The sequence below is a fragment of the Streptomyces flaveolus genome, from assembly GCF_014648815.1.
GTDB lineage: Bacteria > Actinomycetota > Actinomycetes > Streptomycetales > Streptomycetaceae > Streptomyces > Streptomyces flaveolus.
The window spans coordinates 277768-295586 of the sequence record NZ_BMRV01000007.1; the positions used below are offsets into that span (position 1 = coordinate 277768).

20 protein-coding genes are annotated in these 17819 nt (G+C 72.5%); 12 read left to right on the forward strand and 8 right to left on the reverse strand.

Going from position 1 to position 17819, the window contains the following annotated elements:
* Positions 1 to 101: 101 nt before the first annotated feature.
* On the reverse strand, positions 102 to 1304 hold the full coding sequence (locus IEZ05_RS19005; RefSeq protein ID WP_189231331.1) for an erythromycin esterase family protein: 1203 nt from the start codon (positions 1302 to 1304) through the stop codon (positions 102 to 104).
* Between the two features lie 58 nt (positions 1305 to 1362).
* Here IEZ05_RS19005 and IEZ05_RS19010 point away from each other — a divergent pair, with 58 nt between their 5' ends.
* Positions 1363 to 2076, forward strand: coding sequence for a TioE family transcriptional regulator (locus IEZ05_RS19010; protein ID WP_189231332.1), 714 nt, complete (start codon positions 1363 to 1365; stop codon positions 2074 to 2076).
* A 13-nt stretch (positions 2077 to 2089) separates the two neighbouring features.
* On the opposite strand, the gene IEZ05_RS19015 is transcribed toward IEZ05_RS19010, so the two are convergent.
* The 3 genes from IEZ05_RS19015 to IEZ05_RS19025 all read right to left on the reverse strand — a co-directional run bounded on the left by IEZ05_RS19015 (position 2090) and on the right by IEZ05_RS19025 (position 4411).
* A complete protein-coding gene (locus IEZ05_RS19015; protein ID WP_189231333.1) occupies positions 2090 to 2779 on the reverse strand; it encodes an HAD family hydrolase in 690 nt (229 codons plus the stop codon).
* 47 nt (positions 2780 to 2826) lie between these two features.
* Complete coding sequence (locus IEZ05_RS19020; RefSeq protein WP_189231334.1) at positions 2827 to 3498, reverse strand: phosphatase PAP2 family protein; 672 nt, start codon at positions 3496 to 3498, stop codon at positions 2827 to 2829.
* Positions 3499 to 3850: 352 nt separating this feature from the next.
* Positions 3851 to 4411 carry a DUF5134 domain-containing protein gene (locus tag IEZ05_RS19025; RefSeq protein WP_189231335.1) on the reverse strand — a complete coding sequence of 187 codons (561 nt, stop codon included), beginning with the start codon at positions 4409 to 4411 and terminating at the stop codon, positions 3851 to 3853.
* A 187-nt stretch (positions 4412 to 4598) separates the two neighbouring features.
* Between IEZ05_RS19025 and IEZ05_RS19030 the strand changes: the two genes are divergently transcribed.
* Both IEZ05_RS19030 and IEZ05_RS19035 read left to right on the forward strand, forming a co-directional pair.
* Positions 4599 to 6293, forward strand: a complete 1695-nt coding sequence (locus IEZ05_RS19030; RefSeq protein ID WP_189231336.1) for an FUSC family protein — start codon at positions 4599 to 4601, stop codon at positions 6291 to 6293.
* Complete coding sequence (locus IEZ05_RS19035; protein WP_189231337.1) at positions 6290 to 6856, forward strand: MarR family winged helix-turn-helix transcriptional regulator; 567 nt, start codon at positions 6290 to 6292, stop codon at positions 6854 to 6856. The genes IEZ05_RS19030 and IEZ05_RS19035 overlap by 4 nt, the downstream gene beginning before the upstream one ends.
* Before the next feature lie 26 nt (positions 6857 to 6882).
* Here IEZ05_RS19035 and IEZ05_RS19040 read toward each other — a convergent pair whose 3' ends face one another.
* Complete coding sequence (locus tag IEZ05_RS19040) at positions 6883 to 7647, reverse strand: VOC family protein (RefSeq protein WP_189231338.1); 765 nt, start codon at positions 7645 to 7647, stop codon at positions 6883 to 6885.
* Between the two features lie 102 nt (positions 7648 to 7749).
* The gene (locus IEZ05_RS19045; RefSeq protein ID WP_189231339.1) at positions 7750 to 8142 is read right to left on the reverse strand and encodes a VOC family protein; all 393 of its coding nucleotides are present in this window, start codon (positions 8140 to 8142) and stop codon (positions 7750 to 7752) included.
* Between the two features lie 77 nt (positions 8143 to 8219).
* Here IEZ05_RS19045 and IEZ05_RS19050 point away from each other — a divergent pair, with 77 nt between their 5' ends.
* Positions 8220 to 8759, forward strand: a complete 540-nt coding sequence (locus IEZ05_RS19050; RefSeq protein ID WP_189231340.1) for a GNAT family N-acetyltransferase — start codon at positions 8220 to 8222, stop codon at positions 8757 to 8759.
* Positions 8760 to 8776: 17 nt separating this feature from the next.
* Here IEZ05_RS19050 and IEZ05_RS19055 read toward each other — a convergent pair whose 3' ends face one another.
* Positions 8777 to 9460, reverse strand: a complete 684-nt coding sequence (locus IEZ05_RS19055) for a glycerophosphodiester phosphodiesterase (RefSeq protein ID WP_189231341.1) — start codon at positions 9458 to 9460, stop codon at positions 8777 to 8779.
* 228 nt (positions 9461 to 9688) lie between these two features.
* Here IEZ05_RS19055 and IEZ05_RS19060 point away from each other — a divergent pair, with 228 nt between their 5' ends.
* The 4 genes from IEZ05_RS19060 (at position 9689) to IEZ05_RS19075 (ending at position 13618) form a co-directional block, all read left to right on the forward strand.
* Positions 9689 to 11086: a DUF6421 family protein gene (locus IEZ05_RS19060; RefSeq protein ID WP_189231342.1), complete on the forward strand. Its 1398-nt coding sequence runs from the start codon at positions 9689 to 9691 to the stop codon at positions 11084 to 11086.
* A gap of 59 nt (positions 11087 to 11145) precedes the next feature.
* Entirely contained in the window at positions 11146 to 11892 is a 747-nt protein-coding gene (locus IEZ05_RS19065) for an SDR family NAD(P)-dependent oxidoreductase (protein WP_189231343.1), read from the forward strand.
* Positions 11889 to 12959, forward strand: a complete 1071-nt coding sequence (locus tag IEZ05_RS19070) for a threonine aldolase family protein (protein WP_189231344.1) — start codon at positions 11889 to 11891, stop codon at positions 12957 to 12959. Before IEZ05_RS19065 ends, IEZ05_RS19070 begins: the two co-directional genes overlap by 4 nt.
* Before the next feature lie 86 nt (positions 12960 to 13045).
* Positions 13046 to 13618: a transglutaminase-like domain-containing protein gene (locus tag IEZ05_RS19075; RefSeq protein WP_189231345.1), complete on the forward strand. Its 573-nt coding sequence runs from the start codon at positions 13046 to 13048 to the stop codon at positions 13616 to 13618.
* A gap of 10 nt (positions 13619 to 13628) precedes the next feature.
* Here IEZ05_RS19075 and IEZ05_RS19080 read toward each other — a convergent pair whose 3' ends face one another.
* Positions 13629 to 14357, reverse strand: coding sequence for a lysophospholipid acyltransferase family protein (locus tag IEZ05_RS19080; RefSeq protein WP_189231346.1), 729 nt, complete (start codon positions 14355 to 14357; stop codon positions 13629 to 13631).
* A 257-nt stretch (positions 14358 to 14614) separates the two neighbouring features.
* On the opposite strand from IEZ05_RS19080, the gene IEZ05_RS19085 reads away from it, so the two are divergent.
* From IEZ05_RS19085 to IEZ05_RS19100, 4 genes are all read left to right on the forward strand, one after another.
* On the forward strand, positions 14615 to 14995 hold the full coding sequence (locus IEZ05_RS19085) for a TlpA family protein disulfide reductase (RefSeq protein ID WP_189231347.1): 381 nt from the start codon (positions 14615 to 14617) through the stop codon (positions 14993 to 14995).
* A gap of 146 nt (positions 14996 to 15141) precedes the next feature.
* Complete coding sequence (locus tag IEZ05_RS19090) at positions 15142 to 15654, forward strand: flavin reductase family protein (protein ID WP_189231348.1); 513 nt, start codon at positions 15142 to 15144, stop codon at positions 15652 to 15654.
* Positions 15655 to 15895: 241 nt separating this feature from the next.
* Positions 15896 to 16684, forward strand: a complete 789-nt coding sequence (locus tag IEZ05_RS19095) for an electron transfer flavoprotein subunit beta/FixA family protein (protein WP_189231349.1) — start codon at positions 15896 to 15898, stop codon at positions 16682 to 16684.
* Between the two features lie 54 nt (positions 16685 to 16738).
* Positions 16739 to 17701 (forward strand): electron transfer flavoprotein subunit alpha/FixB family protein, encoded by a 963-nt coding sequence (locus IEZ05_RS19100; RefSeq protein WP_189231350.1) that lies wholly within the window; start codon positions 16739 to 16741, stop codon positions 17699 to 17701.
* The last annotated feature ends 118 nt before the right edge of the window (positions 17702 to 17819 follow it).

A 17819-nucleotide genomic window follows, 5' to 3' on the forward strand; every position in this document is an offset into this window, starting at 1 on the left:
GTCCCGGGCGACACGGGGGATCGCCCGGGACGGGCGACGCGCCGATGGTTGCTTCGGGCTACGGACCTCGGGGTCCGCCTGACCGGCGCTTCAGCGCCGCCTCAGCTCTGCGGGACGTCCTTGACGAACACGATGCCGTCGCTGCCCGCCAGGTGGGCCGGGTCGAGCGGGGCGTAGCCGAACCAGGGCGACACGCGGGGCTCGGGCGGGGTGTCGCCGAGGGCGCCGGCCAGCCGCGGGGCGTCCACGACGCAGCGGTCCTCCGGGAGCGCGTACAGCAGTCCTTCGACGGTGTCCGACGGCGGCGTGTCCACTCCCCGGTGCCGGATCGTGCCGAGGGCCGTGGCCACGAAGGCGTATTCGGCACCGAGCCGGGCGCTCACCAGCGCACCGGCGCTCCACCACTGGGCCGGCCCCTCCCACAGCCGCATCGTGCTCTTCTCCCGCTGGAGATGGGAGTTGTGGGCGTGGACGAGTACCGGGCCCCGTTCGGCGAGGGCGAGGAGGTTGTGGGCCATCATCTGGGCCCGCACGGCCAGCAGCCGGGTCATGCGGGCCGGTGAGGTGTCGGCCATCCAGTGGTGGTAGCGCAGCAGGCCGGTCGCCGTGCGGGCGTAGAGGCACGCCCGGTCCCAGTCGTCCCGTGAGTCCGCCCGGCCCAGCTGCGGCGCCTGCGTGTCGAGCAGCGCCACCAGGTCGTCGGCCAGCAGCCGCAGCCGGGCGGCCTCGGCCGACCGCCCCACGGACCGGGCCGGGTCCGTCATCGCGGCGGGACTGGTCCACGGCTCGTCGGCGCCGAGCAGGCGGTCGAGGGTCTCCCCGGTGCAGGGGAGCAGGCCGGCGTCCACCCGGGCCGCGAGGTAGCCGTGGAGTGCGGTGAGGGCCTGCCGCGGGCTCGCGGCGGCCGTGATCTCCAGGGGGCCGTCGAAACCGGCGAAGCGGAGCCGCTCGGACGCGGGCCGGCGCTCGTTGTGGGCGCGCATCCAGCGCACGAGCTCACGGTTGGCCGCGGACGCGCCCCAGCCGTGGCTGATCCCGTGCTCCATGACGTCGTCGAGGGAGCCGGTGCCCGAGGCGACGTAGTCGTCCACGGCCAGACCCGCCATGCAGTCGCTCTCGATCGCGATCGTCCGGTAGCCCTCCTCCTCGACCAGTTGCCGGACGAGCTCGTTGCGCAGGTCGAGCAGCGCGTCCTCACCGTGGGTGGGCTCGCCCAGGGCGAGCAGCCGCGGCCGGGCCGGGAGCAGCCTCATGAGGGCGGCGGCCTCGACGGCATGGACGGTGTCCTTGATGTCAGTAGCCATGGATTCAACCGTATCGTTGAACCTTCGGTGGAGACTTGCGCGCGATATCGTCGGTCTCATGGGGCGAAACCTTAAAACCGGGGAACGGCTCAGGCCGGTCGATCTCGCGCGGGGGCACGGTCTGTCCACTCAGGCGATCCGGAACTACGAGGAGGCCGGCATCCTTCCGGCCGCCGGACGCACGCCCCACGGCTACCGCACCTATACCTCGCTGCACGCGGGGGCCCTGCGCGCGTTCCTGGCCCTGGTGCCCGGCCACGGCCACCGGACGGCGACGTCGATCATGCGGGCCGTGAACCGGGGCGCGGACGACGAGGCGTACCGCCTCGTCGACGAGAGCCATGCCCAGCTCCTCGACGACCGGCGGACCCTCCAGGCCGTGGAGAGCGCCCTGCGCGACCTGGAGCCCACCCCTGCGCCCGAGCCCGGCGCCGTGTTCATCGGGCCGCTGGCGGCCGGGCTCGGAATCCGGCCCGCGACGCTGCGCAAGTGGGAGCGCGCCGGGCTGGTACGCCCGCGCCGCGACCCGCACACCGGATACCGCGTCTACGACGAGGCCGACGTCCGCGACGCCCGGCTGGCCCACCAGCTCCGGCGGGGCGGCTGCCTGCTGGAGCAGATCGCCCCGCTGATCGCCCAGGTGCGGGCGGCAGGCGGTCTGGAACCGCTGGAGGGCGCGCTGGGCGACTGGCACGCCCGGCTGTCCGCCCGCGGGCGGGCGATGCTGACCGGGGCCGCCGAGCTGGACGCGTACCTGCGGGAGCGCGGATGAGACCCCGGGCGGATCAGCGCACCAGGTCCAGTACCGCCCGCAGCGCGTCCGGCCGCTCGGCCACCGGCAGATGGTCCACGAAGTGCACGCCGCACCCGAGGGCCGCCGCGCCTCCGTCCGCCCGCCGGTCGTCGCCGACCATCAGCGTCCGCCCCGGCTCGACGCCGAGTGCCTCGCAGGCCGTTGCGAACAGCCGGGGATCGGGTTTGCGGATGCCGTGCTCGTACGACAGGACGTACGTGTCGACGTACGGGTCGAGGCCGTGCTCGCGGAAGACCGGGCGCAGGTCCCAGCCGATGTTGCTGACCACCCCCACGGCGATCCCCCGCGCGCGCAGCGCGCTCAGCACCTCGACGGCGTCGGGATAGGGACTCCACGCGCACGGCATCATGTGCCGGTCGTACAGCGCGTCGTGCAGTCCGGGGTCGGGCAGCGGCACCTGGCGGGACAGCCCGGTGTACGCGGCCCGGTGCAGCTCGGCGCTCTCGTCCCGGACCTCCCACACGCCGGCGAGGTCCGCGGGCACCCGCAGCGGAGGCGCACCGCCCGGTAGCGCGCCGGCCGCCTGGAGCGCCCGGGCGGCCTCCGCCGACTCCGGGCCGGACAGCGCCACTCCCCGGTCGTCCAGCACCGCACGCAGCCAGGCGTCGGTGGACTCGATACGGAAGAGGGTCCCGGAGAAGTCGAACAGGACGGCAGCCATGGGCGGATCCTACGGGGACGTGCGGCGCGAACGTGCCGACATGGTGCTCATCGCACCCACCGCCCGTGGGCGAGCACCGCGAGGGCCACCACCAGCGCGCCCAGGAGCCAGCCGGCGACGACGTCCGTCGGCCAGTGGACGCCCAGCCACACCCGGGTCACGCCGACGCCGGCCACGGAGATCACCGCCGCTGCCATTGCGGTCAGGCGCGGACCGCGGGGGGCGCCGTACCGGTGGAGCAGCCACACCAGGAGGCCGCACACGAAGGTGGCGGTCATAGCGTGCCCCGACGGAAAGGCCGCGTAGTGCGCGGAGTCCACGGGGTCGGGCCAGACGGGGCGGGGACGGTCCACCGCGGCCTTGAGGAGCTGTTGCAGCAGGCTGCCCAGCAGACAGGCCGCCGCCAGCCACACGGCCGTCCGCCGGTCCTCGCGCCGCCACCACAGCCACACCACCACCACTGCGCACAACAGGCGCATCGTCCATGGGTCCCACACCCAGTCGGTGAGGATGCGCATGGTGTGCGTGACGCCCGTCTCGTCGACCGCCCAGCGGTGCGTGGTCCGCGAGATGTCGTCGTCCAGACCGGTCAACGGGCGCCACTCGGCGACGACCAGGGCGAGCAGCACCAGGGAGCACAGGGCCAGGGCCCAGGCCGTGCGGACGACGGTGCGGGGCTGCGGCGGACGGGGCGGGGAGTCGACGGGCGGCGAGTGCATGCTGCGATACTCGCCGACCCGAGGGGCGGGGGGCCACTCTCCCCGCAAGTGATCCGTGCCCCAGGGGTGTCGGGGACGAACAGAGGGGACGGCCCCGCAACGGCGGCCCCCGGTACGCATGCCGCCGTGCACGGTCGGTCGGAGGCGTGAACGCGCCGGGGCCCTCGACGAGTTGGGAGCAGCCGGTGCGTCTCGCTGCGGAACGCACCGAACAACATGGACCGGGGGGAGCCCGTCGGCCGACGTGGTCCAGGTGCAACGCGGCGGCCGTGACGGGCGGTTGCGGGGGAGTGCCGGGCGGCGGCAGAAGGGCGCGCGGCACGCCGGGACGGGCCGGACCGCCGGTCCGACGTCACATCGTCAGCAGCATCCCCAGCATCGCGATCCCCATCGAGAGCCGGCAGGCCCGTGCCAGCTCCGGCCGGTCGCCCCACCCGGCCGCCGGGCCGCCGCCCGCCACGGCCGCGACGGGTATCAGGCGCACGCCGGTCAGCAGCACGTACCCGGTGAAGTAGAGCAGCAGCGCCCCGGTCAGCAGCGGGATCCCGGAACCGCCGTGCCCGTGGCCGTGCCCCTGCGCGCCCGCGGGGGAGCCCGCCATCACCACCGCCATGTAGACCATGGCCGCGGCCCCGACGAGATGGTGCAGATGATGCCGGGACGAGCGGGCCGCCCACAGGGCGCGCAACCCGGCGCCGCCGAACACCACCGCGTAGGCGGGCCACGCCCACACCGGCGGGGTGAACACCGCCGCGGGCACGGCCATGGCGGCCATGCCGAATCCCATGAGGGCCTCGCCGCCCGCCGCGCGGCGCTGCTCCTCGACGTCGCTGCGCATCCGCAGCAGGCAGTAGGCCCCGGTCGCCGCGCACAGCGCGACCAGCAGCCAGCCGGACGATGCCGGTCCGTGCACACGCACCTCCCCACTCGACGCACGACGGTCGGTCAAGGCCTGCCCGGGCGATGCGGTGCGCACGCGAGCGCAAGGGAGTGCACGGGGGGCATTCGGTGGAGCACGGCGGGTCGGAGCAGGTCGGAGACGGGCGCGCGCGCCCTAGCGAGCATCTTTCACGAGTAAAATACCTGCTAAACTCAATCTCATGAGCAGTGCGACCCCCACCCCCGGCACCTCGCTCGGCCGCCGCTTGTCCCTGACCGGCGTGCTGCGGCTGCGCCGTCCCTCCGAGATCTGGTTCAAACCCGCCCTCAGCTCGGTCGCCGCCATCGCCCCGCCCAACCTGATCCTGCTGGCGCTCGGCCGGCTCGACCTGGCGATGTACACGATGGCCGGGTCCCTGTGCGCGCTCTACGCCCACAACCGCCCGTACGCCGCCCGGGCCCGCACCCTGGCGTGGGTGGTGCTCGGCATGCTCGGCGGCGTCGCCGTCGCCCTGGTCACCGCCTCGCTCACCCGCAACGCCGTCGTCCTCGTCACCGTCGGCGCCCTCCTGGCCGCCGTGCAGAAGGCGCTGTGCGACGCCACCCGCGTCGGCCCGCCGGGCAATGTGGTCCTCACCTTCATCAGCTCCGCCTCCCTCTTCGTCCCGCAGACCCTCGGCCAGATCCCCGGCCACCTGTCACTGGGCGCCGCGGCCGGCATGTGGGCCTGGCTCGTCGGCATGGCCCCCGCCCTGGTCCGCCCGCACGGACCCGAACGCCGCGCCACCGCGCAGGCCCTGAACGCCGCTGCCGCGTACGCCGACACCCGCGGCACCGGTGACGGCCACGCCCCGGCCCGGGCGGCCGGGTACGCCGCCGTCCAGGCCGCCTGGCAGACCCTGCTGTCCGTGCCCGCCACCGGCACCCGCGCCACCACCCGGCACGCCCTGGAACGCCTCGTCGTCCGCGCCGAGGTCGCGCTCGCCGCCCCCGCCGACACGGACCCCGAGCGGCTGCGCGGCTGGGCACTCGCCCTGCGCGGTACCGGGCGCATACCCCGCATCGCCGGCCTCGGCGACGCCTCGGCCACCGAGGAACTGCTGGGCGTGGACGCCGAACTCGCCGCCCGTCCCGCACCCCTGTGGCAGCGGCTCGGCCCGCTCGCCCCCATCGCCCTGCGTACCGCCCTCGGCTGCGCACTGGCCGGTTACGCCTCTTTGGCACTCGGCATCGGCCGCCCGTACTGGGCGCTCGTCACCGCCGCCGCGCTCTACCAGGCCAACATGGCCCTGACCTGGAGCCGGGCCGTCCAGCGCGTCGTCGGCAACATCGCCGGGGTGCTGCTGTTCGCCGCCCTCGCTCCGCTCGCCCACCTGGGGCAGATCCTCCTCGTCCTGTTCTGCCTCGCCCTCAACTTCGGCGCCGAGGCCCTCATCACCCGCAACTACTGGCTCGGCAGCGTGTGCGTGACGCCGATGGCCCTGCTCATCACCGAGTTCGCCGGCTACCAGGAGCCCGGCGACCTGATCACCGAACGGGTGGTGGACACCCTCGTCGGCGCCCTGGTGGGCTTCCTCGCCGCCGTCGTCGTCACCAACCGGCGCGCCGGCGACCGCGTCGAGCGGGCGGTGACCGCCGCCGACCGGGCCCGGGAGCACGCCGCCCGCCTCCTCGCGGAGCCCGCGCCCGCGCCCGCCGCGCTGGAGGCGGCCCGCCGTGGTCTGGCCGCGGCCCTGACCGAGCTGCGCACCACGACCGACGCCGCGGCCGGCGAATGGTGGCAGCGCGCCCTGCCCCAGGAGAGGGTCGTGCTCGCCGAGCAGGCCGGACACCGTACGCTCGCCGCAACGGTGCGACGCCAGGCAGTGCGCGCGGACCGGGACACGGGCACGAGAACGGAGGACGTACGGCCATGACCGCAACCGACGGGGGCTCGGCGACCGGGGGCAGCGCGACCGGCGGACCGGGGGGACCGGGCGGGGACACCGTCGCCGCCGTCGTCCGGCAGTGGCGGGCCGTCCACCCCGACCTCGACACCGGTCCGATGGAGATCATCGGCCGCATCAACCGCTGCGCCGCCCTCCTCCAGCAGGCCGAGGACGCCCCGCTGCGCCGGGCCGGTCTCAGCCGCGCCGAGTTCGACCTGCTCGGCGCGCTGCGCCGCACCGGGCACGAACTGACCCCCGGCGAGCTGGCCCGCGAGACCTTCTCCTCCGGCGCCGCCGTCACCAAGCGGCTCAAGCAGCTCACCGAGCGCGCTCTGGTGGAGCGGCGCGGCGACACCCGCGACCGCCGGGTCGCCCACGTCCGCCTCACCGACGCCGGACGCGACCTGGTCGACGGCATCCTGCCCGACCAGCTCGCCTACGAGTCGGCCGTCCTGTCCGGCGTGGACGGGGCCGAACTGGACGAGCTGGCCGCGCTGCTCGGGGCGCTGCTGGGACGGCTGGAGGGCCGCCTGGACGCGCTGCGGATCTGACGCCTTCCGGCGGTGCCGTGACCGGCTCAGTACCCGTCGCCCGCCCGGTACACGCCGAACATCGCGCCCTGCGGGTCCCGCAGCACCGCGATGCGCGGCCCGTCGGGCAGGGAGGTGGGCTCCATGAGGACGGTGCCGTCGCTGTCGGTCGTGTCGACCGCGGCGGTGTCCACGTCCGCCACGGCGAAGTACGGCAGCCAGTGCGCCGGCACCTCGTGCGGGAACTTCTCGTCCATCGTCACCATCCCGCCGAAGTCCGCGCCGTCGATCGCCCACTGGGGATAGCGCGCGGAGGCGGTGACGCTCCAGCCGAACACCGTGGTGTAGAAGTCCGCCGCCCGGCCGGGCTCCCGGGTCAGCAGCTCGACCCAGCCCAGCGAGCCGGGTGCGTTGAACAGCCCGGCGCCGCGGAAGGTCCCGGCCTGCCACAGCTGGAACACCGCGCCGGCCGGATCCACGGCCACCGCGAAACGGCCCGCGTCGAACACGTCCACCGGGCCCTGCGGGACCGTCCCGCCCGCCGCGGTCACCCACCGCACGGCGGCGTCCGCGTCGGCCACGGCGAACGAGACGTTCCACGCGACGGGCTGCGCCTGCTGGTACAAGGGCGTCAGCGCGGCGACGGCGGCGCCGTCGAGACGGGCGATCGTGTAACCGCCCGCCTGCTGCCGGGGGTCCGTCTCGGGGCGCCAGCCGAACAGCTTCGTGTAGAACCGCTTGGCCGCTTCCAGATCACTGGTCCCCAGCTCGGCCCAGCAGGGCCCGCCGGTCACCGGTTCGTGGAGCTTCATCGCGTCGGGGTCCTTCCGCCGGGGCGCAGACCGTTCCTCCCCCTCCAGCACGCTAAGGCCGGGCGGGGACCGCGGCCATCCGGCACCCACCGCCCCGGTGGTTCAGATCCCGGGCCGGTAGCGCAGCGGATGGTCCGCCGGCACCTCCACCAGCACGATCCGCGTGCCGTCCGGGTCCGCGATCCACATCTCCACCAGCCCCCAGGGCTCCTTGACCGGCGGCCGGACGATCCCGACGCCCTTCGCCCGCAGCTCCGCCTCCGCCGCCGCGGCGTCCTCGACCTGGAGCCACAGCGCGAGCGCGGGGGACGGGGGAGCCTCGGCACGGCCGGAGACCTCCAGGAAACCGCCGCCCAGGAAGTACACGGTGCCCCGCTCGGGCCCGGTGCCGAACTCGCGGTGGACGGCGAGGCCGAGCTGCTCGCCGTAGAAGGCGCGGGACCGGTCGGGGTCGGTGGGGCGGAGCAGGATCCGGCTGCTGAGTACATGCACCATGCGTCCGGAGCCTAACGGGAGCGTTACGCTCATCGGTGCCCGCGCCGCGCCCGAGACGAACCGGAGAGACGCCCCCCATGGACACCGCCGCCAGCCGACTGATCTACCGCGACGCCACCGACGCCGACGTGGACGCGCTCGTCGCGCTCATAGAGTCCGCGTACCGGGGCGAGTCCAGCCGGGCCGGGTGGACCACCGAGGCGGACATCCTCCAGGGACAGCGCACCGACCCGGAGGGTGTGCTGGAGGTCGTCAAGTCGCCGGACAGCCGCCTGCTGACGGTCGAGCGGGACGGCGTGATCGTGGCCTGCTGCCAGCTCGAGCACCGCGGCCGGCACGCCTACTTCGGGATGTTCGCCGTCAGCCCGGCGCTCCAGGGCGAAGGGCTCGGCAAGAAGGTCATCGCGGAGGCCGAACGGCAGGCCCGCGAGGTGTGGGGCGTGACGGAGATGCACATGACCGTGATCTCGGTGCGCGAGGACCTCATCGCCTGGTACGAGCGCCGCGGCTACCGCCGTACGGGAGAGACGACCCCCTTCCCGTACGGCGACGAGCGCTTCGGCATCCCGCAGCGGGACGACCTGCGCTTCGAGCTGCTGGTCAAGCCGCTGACCTGAGACTCACACCGTGACGTTCACGCCGTGAAGCGGCCGGTGCGTTTGATCTCCGGGTAGTCGGTCGTCGCGCCGTCCAGTCCCAGGGCGCGCACCAGCCGCAGATGGTCCTGGGTGTTCACCGTCCAGGAGAAGACCCGCAGCCCCGCCTTGCGGGCGCGCTCCACGATCTCCAGCGTGATCCGGTTGATGTCCAGACACAGGGCCCCGGCACCGGCCGCGACGGCCCGGTCCACCACCTCGGGCCCGTAGTGCTCCGCGACCAGGGCGGTCCGCACCCCGGGTACGAGCCGGGCGATCTCGACGATGGCCTCGTCGTGGAACGAGATCACCTCCACCCGGTCCACCAGGTCGCGCCGGCGCATCACCTCGGCCAGTGTCCGTGCCGCCGCCGCGTCCTTGATCTCGGCCTGCAACGGCACCGAGACCGCGTCCAGCACCTCCTCGAAGACCGGAATCCGCTCCCCGCGGCCCGCGTCCAGCGCGCGCAGCTCCTCGAGCGTCTTGTCGGCGATCGCGCCGGTGCCGTCCGTGGTGCGGTCCACGTCCGCGTCGTGCATGACGACGAGCGCGCCGTCCTTGCTCAGATGCAGGTCCAGTTCGACGACGTCGAGGCCGGCCTGCTCGGCGGCGACGAAGGAACGCAGGGTGTTCTCGGGTTCGACACCCATGATTCCGCGGTGACCGATGGTGAGGAAGTTCAAGGCTCGACTCGCTTCCGTCGACGTCGGCGATGGCAGGGCGGCAGCCTAACGGCCCTGCGGGACCGTTTCCCCTCTGCCGCGCCTGGTATACGGACTGTGGCACCCCGCAGGAAAAAATGCGGTCATGGGCAGGGTGGGGCAGGATAATTTACGGGGGTGCCCCTTGCTGGGAGAAACCTCGTATGCATACGGTGTCCTGACGCAAGCTTCTCCTGTGGAGGATGGGACATGACGGAAATTCTTGTGCAGGTGGGTACGGAGGAGAAGGTTCCTCCGGTGAGCAGGGTGGTGGAACACCCGGCGTGGCCCGTGCTCAAGGATGCCGTGGAGCGGATCCGGCCATGGCAGTCCAAGGACGGGTCGATCGACTTCGACGCCGAGGGCGCCCCGGACCGTACCGCCGCCGAAGAGGCCGTGAGCCGTGTCGCCGAGGCCGTGCGCGAGCTGTCCCCGCTGCTGCCGCACGACAGCGCCTACCACGAGGCGCTCGTGAAGGACCTCGGCCGCTGGGCCGACGGCGGCTTCCAGGTGCCCGACTTCCTCGACTCGCTGCTGGCCTTCCAGCCCGCCGCGAACCGCGCGGACGGCCTCCAGCACCTGGTCGTCTTCCCGATGTACACGCAGAACGGCAACCCGGACCGCAACCTCGAGGCGGTCGTGCTGCGCATGGTCTGGCCCGACTGGCTGGCCGAACTGGAACGCACTCGCTACGACAACCCGCTGTTCTGCGGCATCACCTTCGAGGACTTCACGGCCGGCTACGACACCAACTCGGCCGTCCTCTTCCCGGAGACCATCGCCGTGCGCGAGGCGCCGGAACGCTTCTCCTGGGGTGGCATCTTCTGCGACCGCGAGGCCGCCCGCTTCCGTCGCGTCACCGACGCCGCCGTCGACATCCTGGGCCTCGAACTGCCCGAGGACATCGCCGCCATGGTCCACGACCAGAAGCGCTGCGAGGAGGCCTTCGTCCTGTGGGACATGGTCCACGACCGCACCCACAGCCACGGCGACCTGCCCTTCGACCCCTTCATGATCAAGCAGCGCCAGCCGTTCTGGATGTACGGCCTGGAGGAGCTGCGCTGCGACCTCACCGCCTTCAAGGAGGCCGTGAAGCTGGAGGCCGACGGCGTCCCGCAGGCCCGTGACGTGCAGTACGCGGTGCTCTTCGACCGCATGTTCCGCTTCCCGGTCACCGGCGAGCGCGTGCGCAACTACGACGGTCTCGGCGGCCAGCTCCTCTTCGCGTACCTGCACAAGCACGACGTCGTCCGCTGGACGGACAACAAGCTCTTCATCGACTGGCAGCGCGCCCCGCAGGTCACCAACCAGCTGTGCGCCGAGATCGAGACGCTCTACCGCGACGGCATCGACCGCCCGAAGATCGTGCACTGGTTCGCCGGGTACGAGCTGGTCTCCACCTACCTCGCCCCGCACCCGGGCTCGAAGTGGGCCAAGGGCCCCGACGCCCTGGACCTGACCCTGCCGCCGCGCAAACTCGTCGATGACGTGCTTCCGGACGAGTTTCCGCTGAGCATGTTCTACGAGGCACTGTCCAAGAAGCTCAAGGGCGTGATCGCCTCGACCCGGGGCATCACCAGGGACGGCGCCGAGCGGGCCGCCGCGTGAACGACGGCACGCACGTGCGGGAACAGACTCAGCAGGTACAGGCGCGGGAGGCGAGGACCATGGGGAACGGGGCGCTCGAGGGCGCGGTGATCGCGGTGGCCGGAGCGGGCGGACCCGCCGGGCGGGCCACACTGCTGCGGCTCGCCGAGGCGGGCGCGACCGTGGTCGGCTCGGACAACGACCCGGAGCGGCTGGCGGAGGCGGTGGACGCGGCGCGCTACGCGCACGGCGGCGCCACGGTCACCGGGGAGACCGTCGACCTGCTCGACCTGGACTCCGCCCGGGCCTGGGCCGACCGCACCGAGAAGGAGTTCGGCCACGTCGACGGGCTGGTCCACCTCGTCGGCGGCTGGCGCGGCAGCCAGACCTTCACCAAGACCGACCTCGGCGACTGGGACCTCCTGGAGAAGCTGCTGGTGCGCACCGTGCAGCACACCTCCCTGGCCTTCCACGAGGCGCTCCAGCGCAGCGACCGCGGCCGCTACGTCCTGATCAGCGCCGCGGGCGCGTCGCAACCGACCGCGGGCAACGCCGCGTACTCGGCCGCCAAGGCCGCCGCCGAGGCGTGGACGCTGGCCATGGCGGACTACTTCCGCAAGGCGGGGGGCGAGCAGGGGCCGACCTCCGCGGCTGCGATCCTGGTGGTCAAGGCGTTGGTGCACGACGCGATGCGCGCCGAGCGTCCCAACGCGAAGTTCGCGGGCTTCACGGACGTCAAGGACCTGGCCGAGGCGGTCGCCGGAGTCTGGGAGAAGCCCGCCGCGGAAGTGAACGGAAACCGTCTGTGGCTGACCGAGAAGCCGTGAACCCACCGAAGACCGACGCGCGTCGCCATCACGACCCCGGGGTCCGCGGATTCGCCAGCGACAACTACGCCGGCGCCCACCCGGAGGTGCTCGCCGCCCTGGCCCTGGCCAACGGCGGGCACCAGGTCGCGTACGGCGAGGACGACTACACGGCGAACCTCCAGCAGGTGATCCGCAGCCACTTCGGGCCGACGGCCGAGGCCTTCCCCGTCTTCAACGGCACCGGCGCGAACGTCGTCGCGCTCCAGGCGGTCACCGACCGCTGGGGCGCGGTGATCTGCGCCGAGAGCGCGCACATCAACGTCGACGAGGGCGGCGCCCCCGAACGCATGGGCGGCCTCAAGCTGCTCACCGTCCCCACCCCCGACGGCAAGCTCACGCCCGACCTGATCGACCGGCAGGCGTACGGCTGGGACGACGAGCACCGGGCGATGCCGCAGGTCGTCTCGATCACCCAGAGCACCGAACTCGGCACGCTCTACACGCCCGACGAGATCCGGGCCATCTGCGAGCACGCCCACGCGCACGGCATGAAGGTGCACCTGGACGGCTCCCGGATAGCCAACGCCGCCGCCTCTCTGGACGTCCCGATGCGGACGTTCACCAACGCGGTCGGCGTGGACCTCCTCTCGCTCGGCGGCACCAAGAACGGCGCGCTGTTCGGCGAGGCGGTCGTGGTCCTCAACCAGGACGCCGTGCGCCACATGAAGCACCTGCGCAAGCTGTCCATGCAGCTCGCCTCGAAGATGCGCTTCGTGTCGGTGCAGCTGGAGGCCCTGCTCGCCAAGGACCTGTGGCTGCGCAACGCCCGGCACGGCAACGAGATGGCCCAGCGCCTGGCCGAGGGCGTACGCGCCGTGCACGGCGTGGAGATCCTCTACCCCGTGCAGGCCAACGCCGTCTTCGCCCGGCTGCCGCACGAGGTGAGCGAGCGCTTGCAGAAGCGGTTCCGCTTCTACTTCTGGGACGAGGCCGCCGGCGACGTGCGCTGGATGTGCGCCTTCGACACCACGGAGGACGACGTGGACGCGTTCGTCGCCGCGCTCAAGGAGGAGATGGCGCGCTAGAAGACGCCACTCGGTTGATGCATAGGTATGCGGTCACCTGAAAAGTCATTGACTGACGGGTGATCGCGTTCCTATGCTCTGGCGTCATGGAGCTCATCCAGCAAACCCCTGACCTGTCCGCCTACTTGGCTGCCGACGAGGCCATCGACCATGACCACCCGTATGTACGGGAAGTGGCCGGACGCCTCGCGAAGGAGGCGGAGGACTCGTATGCCTATGCGCGACTGGCATTCGAGTTCGTGCGCGACACCATCCCGCACTCACAGGACGCCGGGGACCCGCGCGTCACCTGGCGCGCCTCCGACGTCCTGGAGCAGCGCACCGGCATCTGCTACGCCAAGGCGCACGCGCTGACGGCACTGCTGCGCGCCGAGGACATCCCGACCGCCCTGTGCTACCAGCGCTTCGACGTGGTGCACGGGCTGGTCGCCGTACGGTTCAACGGGGCCTGGCACCGCCAGGACCCGCGCGGCAACAAGCCCGGTGTGAACGCTCAGTTCTCCCTGGGGCGCGAGCAACTGGCCTTCGTGCCGGACCGCGAGGCGGGCGAGGCGGACTGTCCGGAGCTGTACGCGGCCCCGCATCCGACCGTGCTGGCCGTGCTGCGGGCGGCCACCGACCGTGCGCACCTCTGGGAGACGCTGCCCGCCGCCCTCTGACGCGCCCGGCTCAGTGGGCCTCGGCCGTGCGCAGCTGCTCGGGCGTCGGTGCCGTGCCGCCCAGGTGGGCCGGCATCCACCACGTGTCGTCGGCGCCCTTGGGGCGTACCGGGTAGGCGCGCTGGGCGGCCTCCAGGAGCTCCTGGACGCGCTCGCGCAGGCGGCGGGTGATGGCGCCCGCGTACTGGTCGCGGGGGGCCTCCAGCGCCTCGCCGACCCGGATGGTGATCGGGGTGTGGCTGCGCTTGAAGTTGCGCGGGTGTCCCTTGGTCCACAACCGCTGCGTGCCCCAGACCGCCATGGGTACCAGCGGGACGCCTGCCTCCTGGGCCAGGCGCGCGGCGCCGGACTTGAAGCTCTTGAGCGTGAACGACTCGGAGATCGTCGCCTCCGGGAAGACCCCGATGATCTCGCCGGACCGCAGGGAGTCCAGGGCGTGCGCGTAGGCGGCCTCGCCCTGCTTGCGGTCCACCGGGATGTGCTTCATCCCGCGCATCAGGGGACCGGAGATCCGGTGCCGGAAGACCGACTCCTTCGCCATGAACCGGACCAGCCGCTTCTGCGGCAGCGCCGCCAGGCCGTCGAAGATGAAGTCCAGGTAGCTGATGTGGTTGCTCACCAGCACGGCGCCGCCCGAGCGCGGGATGTTCTCCGATCCCTGGCAGTCGATCTTGAGATCCCACACCTTGAACAGGGTGCGGGCGAGACCGATCACCGGGCGGTAGACGAGTTCTGCCATGGGCGGGTCGAACCCTTCCTTGTCTGCCTGGGAAGGGAGCTCCCAGTCGAAAGTTACGCAGCCGTAGGTTTACGGCTTGTCGAGATCGTGCCCCAAGAACGGCCGGGGTACCAGCCCTGGTGCCCGGCCGTGGCGTAATCCTCATCACGTCATCGGCCGCCGGTCGGCCGAAACGCTGGGGCGGAGCGGGAATCTTCGCCCGCCCCCGGGCGCTGGACCTGGGGACGACCGGACCGGGGCGCCCGCGTGGCGTGCCCATGAAAGGCCGCGAAAGCGGCGGAGCGGGAGACGTGCGAGTGGGCGGGCGGAACGACGGAGAGCGGCGCGGAGGCCCGCGCCTGGACGCGGCCGACCTGGGGGCGGAACTGGGTGCGCGCGCCACGCTCGTGCAGTTCTCCAGCGCCTTCTGCGCCCCCTGCCGGGCCACCCGGAGGGTCCTCGGCGAGGTGGCGGGCATGGTTCCCGGCGTCGCCCACGTCGAGCTGGACGCCGAGGCGCGGCTGGAACTCGTCCGCGCGCTGGGCGTGCTCAAGACCCCGACCGTGCTGGTCCTCGACGCCGACGGCCGTGTCGTACGGCGGGCCGCCGGCCTGCCGCGCAAGGCGGACGTGATCGCCGCCCTGGGGGAGGCGGTGTGATCATCATTACGCCCCCGGTGAGGCGTTCTCCACAGCTTCCAGATCCCGGGACGTATTTGACTGTGTGTGCCAACCGTCGTCAGCCTGCCCGTATGCCTTCGCTCCCCTCTCCCCGGACCGAGGCGCACGGCGGAAGGACAGCCCGCATGCCGGCCACACCCGATCTCGCCGCGCCCCGGACCGCCGCGGGCGGTGACCTCCTGCGGTCGGTCTTCCGGCGGCACGCGGCGGGGGTGGCGGTGATCACCGCGCGCGGCGACGCGGGCCCGGTCGGCTTCACGGCCACCTCCCTCACCTCGGTCTCCGCCGAGCCGCCACTGCTCTCCTTCGGGATCGGCACCGGTTCCTCCAGCTGGCCCACGGTCTCCCGGGCCGAGTACGTCGGCGTCCACCTGCTCGGCGAGCACCAGCAGGAGCTGGCCGCCACCTTCGCCCGCAGCGGCGCCGACCGCTTCGGCGCGCCCACCGTCTGGCGCGAGGGCCCCGAGGGCGTCCCCGTGCTGGACGACGTCCTCGCCTGGCTCGTGTGCCGGGTCGTCGGCCGCGTCCCCGCCGGGGACCACCGCATCGTGCTGGCCGAGGTGCTGCTCGGCGACCCGTCGGGCACCGGCAGCCCGCTGCTGTACCACCAGGGACGCTTCAGCGGCCTGCGCGACTGAGCCCTCTCCGGCCCCCTTCCGCGTCCGTCCGTCTCCTCCTGCGGAACGGTCGAGTTCCGGTTACGCTGCGTTGCGAAGGTCACAGTTCAAAGCGCTTGCTTAGCGGGAAGGAACTGGGTGTACTGACGAGTAATGTTCCGGGTGGAAGCGCGGGTCGCCCCGACCGGAATCGGCCGCTTGAGGCGCCTATGCTGCCTGCAAGCAGGCAGCACTGAAATGACGATGCAGTAGGAGAGCCGGCGTGAGCTTGAGGATCGTTGTCACTGTGAAGTACGTGCCCGACGCCACTGGCGACCGGCACTTCGCCGATGACCTGACCGTCGACCGTGACGATGTGGACGGTCTGCTCTCCGAGCTGGACGAGTACGCGGTCGAGCAGGCGCTGCAGATCTCGGAGAACTCGGACGACGACGTGGAGATCACCGTCGTGACGGTGGGCCCGGAGGACGCGAAGGACGCGCTGCGCAAGGCGCTGTCCATGGGCGCGGACAAGGCGATCCACGTCGAGGACGACGACCTGCACGGCACCGACGCCATCGGCACCTCCCTGGTCCTGGCCAAGGCGATCGAGAAGGCCGGCTACGACCTGGTCGTCTCCGGCATGGCCTCCACCGACGGCACCATGGGCATCGTCCCCGCGCTGGTCGCCGAGCGTCTGGGTGTGCCGCAGGTGACGCTGCTGTCCGAGGTGTCCGTCGAGGACGGCGTCGTCACGGGCCGCCGTGACGGCGACTCCGCCACCGAGCAGCTTCAGGCGTCGCTGCCGGCGGTCGTGTCGGTGACCGACCAGTCCGGCGAGGCCCGTTACCCGTCCTTCAAGGGCATCATGGCGGCCAAGAAGAAGCCGGTTCAGTCCTGGGACCTGTCCGACCTCGACATCGACGAGGACGAGGTCGGTCTCGAGAACGCCTACACGGTCGTGGAGTCGGCGGCTCAGCGTCCGGCGCGCACCGCGGGCACCATCGTCAAGGACGAGGGCGAGGGCGGCAAGCAGCTCGCCGAGTTCCTCGCGGGCCAGAAGTTCATCTGAGCCCCGGATTCGCGACCGCCCCTCACATCTCGCAAGCAGGAGAGAAGAAGTCCCATGGCTGAAGTTCTCGTCTACGTCGACCACGTGGACGGCGCCGTCCGCAAGCCCACCCTGGAGCTGCTGACCCTCGCCCGCCGTATCGGCGAGCCCGTCGCCGTCGCCCTGGGCAACGGTGCCGGTGACACCGCCGCCGCCCTCGCCGAGCACGGCGCGGTCAAGGTCCTCACCCACGAGGCCGCCGAGTACGCCGACTACCTGGTCGTACCGAAGGTCGACGCCCTCCAGGCCGCCGTCGCCGCCGTCTCCCCGGCCGCCGTGCTGGTGCCGTCCTCCGCCGAGGGCAAGGAGATCGCCGCCCGTCTGGCGTTGCGCATCGGCTCCGGCATCATCACCGACGCCGTCGACCTGGAGGCCGGCGACGAGGGTCCGGTGGCGACCCAGTCGGTGTTCGCCGCCGCGTTCACCACCAAGTCCCGCGTCTCCAAGGGCACCCCGGTCATCACGGTCAAGCCGAACAGCGCGGCCGTGGAGGCGGCCCCGGCCGCCGGTGCCCTCGAGGCCCTGTCGGTCACCTTCTCCGACGCCGCGACCGGCACCAAGGTCACCTCGCGCACGCCGCGCGAGTCGACGGGCCGTCCGGAGCTTACCGAGGCCGCGATCGTGGTCTCCGGTGGCCGTGGCGTCAACGGCGCGGAGAACTTCGCGATCATCGAGGCGCTCGCCGACTCGCTCGGTGCGGCCGTCGGTGCCTCGCGCGCCGCGGTGGACGCGGGCTGGTACCCGCACACCAACCAGGTCGGCCAGACCGGCAAGTCCGTCTCGCCGCAGCTGTACATCGCCAACGGCATCTCCGGCGCGATCCAGCACCGGGCCGGCATGCAGACCTCGAAGACGATCGTGGCGGTCAACAAGGACGCCGAGGCCCCGATCTTCGACCTGGTCGACTACGGCGTCGTCGGCGACCTCTTCGACGTCGTCCCGCAGCTCACCGAGGAAGTGAAGTCCCGCAAGGGCTGAGCATCCCGCCTCACCCGAGGCCGAGGCCCCCGCGACCCTCCCTGGTCGCGGGGGCCTCGTCGTGTGCGCAGGATGGTGGGGCCGCCCGGCGGGCCCTGGGGACGGTTGACCGGGGCAG

Bases quoted from the DNA above. Each gene is read 5' to 3' on its own strand.
- IEZ05_RS19035 (WP_189231337.1), top strand. From the start codon at position 6,290: ATGACCGCAACCGACGGGGGCTCGGCGACCGGGGGCAGCGCGACCGGC.
- IEZ05_RS19085 (WP_189231347.1), top strand. From the start codon at position 14,615: ATGAAAGGCCGCGAAAGCGGCGGAGCGGGAGACGTGCGAGTGGGCGGG.
- IEZ05_RS19010 (WP_189231332.1), top strand. From the start codon at position 1,363: ATGGGGCGAAACCTTAAAACCGGGGAACGGCTCAGGCCGGTCGATCTC.
- IEZ05_RS19075 (WP_189231345.1), top strand. From the start codon at position 13,046: ATGGAGCTCATCCAGCAAACCCCTGACCTGTCCGCCTACTTGGCTGCC.
- IEZ05_RS19030 (WP_189231336.1), top strand. From the start codon at position 4,599: ATGAGCAGTGCGACCCCCACCCCCGGCACCTCGCTCGGCCGCCGCTTG.
- IEZ05_RS19060 (WP_189231342.1), top strand. From the start codon at position 9,689: ATGACGGAAATTCTTGTGCAGGTGGGTACGGAGGAGAAGGTTCCTCCG.
- IEZ05_RS19015 (WP_189231333.1), bottom strand. From the start codon at position 2,779: ATGGCTGCCGTCCTGTTCGACTTCTCCGGGACCCTCTTCCGTATCGAG.
- IEZ05_RS19050 (WP_189231340.1), top strand. From the start codon at position 8,220: ATGGACACCGCCGCCAGCCGACTGATCTACCGCGACGCCACCGACGCC.
- IEZ05_RS19100 (WP_189231350.1), top strand. From the start codon at position 16,739: ATGGCTGAAGTTCTCGTCTACGTCGACCACGTGGACGGCGCCGTCCGC.
- IEZ05_RS19020 (WP_189231334.1), bottom strand. From the start codon at position 3,498: ATGCACTCGCCGCCCGTCGACTCCCCGCCCCGTCCGCCGCAGCCCCGC.
- IEZ05_RS19005 (WP_189231331.1), bottom strand. From the start codon at position 1,304: ATGGCTACTGACATCAAGGACACCGTCCATGCCGTCGAGGCCGCCGCC.
- IEZ05_RS19090 (WP_189231348.1), top strand. From the start codon at position 15,142: ATGCCGGCCACACCCGATCTCGCCGCGCCCCGGACCGCCGCGGGCGGT.
- IEZ05_RS19040 (WP_189231338.1), bottom strand. From the start codon at position 7,647: ATGAAGCTCCACGAACCGGTGACCGGCGGGCCCTGCTGGGCCGAGCTG.
- IEZ05_RS19065 (WP_189231343.1), top strand. From the start codon at position 11,146: ATGGGGAACGGGGCGCTCGAGGGCGCGGTGATCGCGGTGGCCGGAGCG.
- IEZ05_RS19080 (WP_189231346.1), bottom strand. From the start codon at position 14,357: ATGGCAGAACTCGTCTACCGCCCGGTGATCGGTCTCGCCCGCACCCTG.
- IEZ05_RS19045 (WP_189231339.1), bottom strand. From the start codon at position 8,142: ATGGTGCATGTACTCAGCAGCCGGATCCTGCTCCGCCCCACCGACCCC.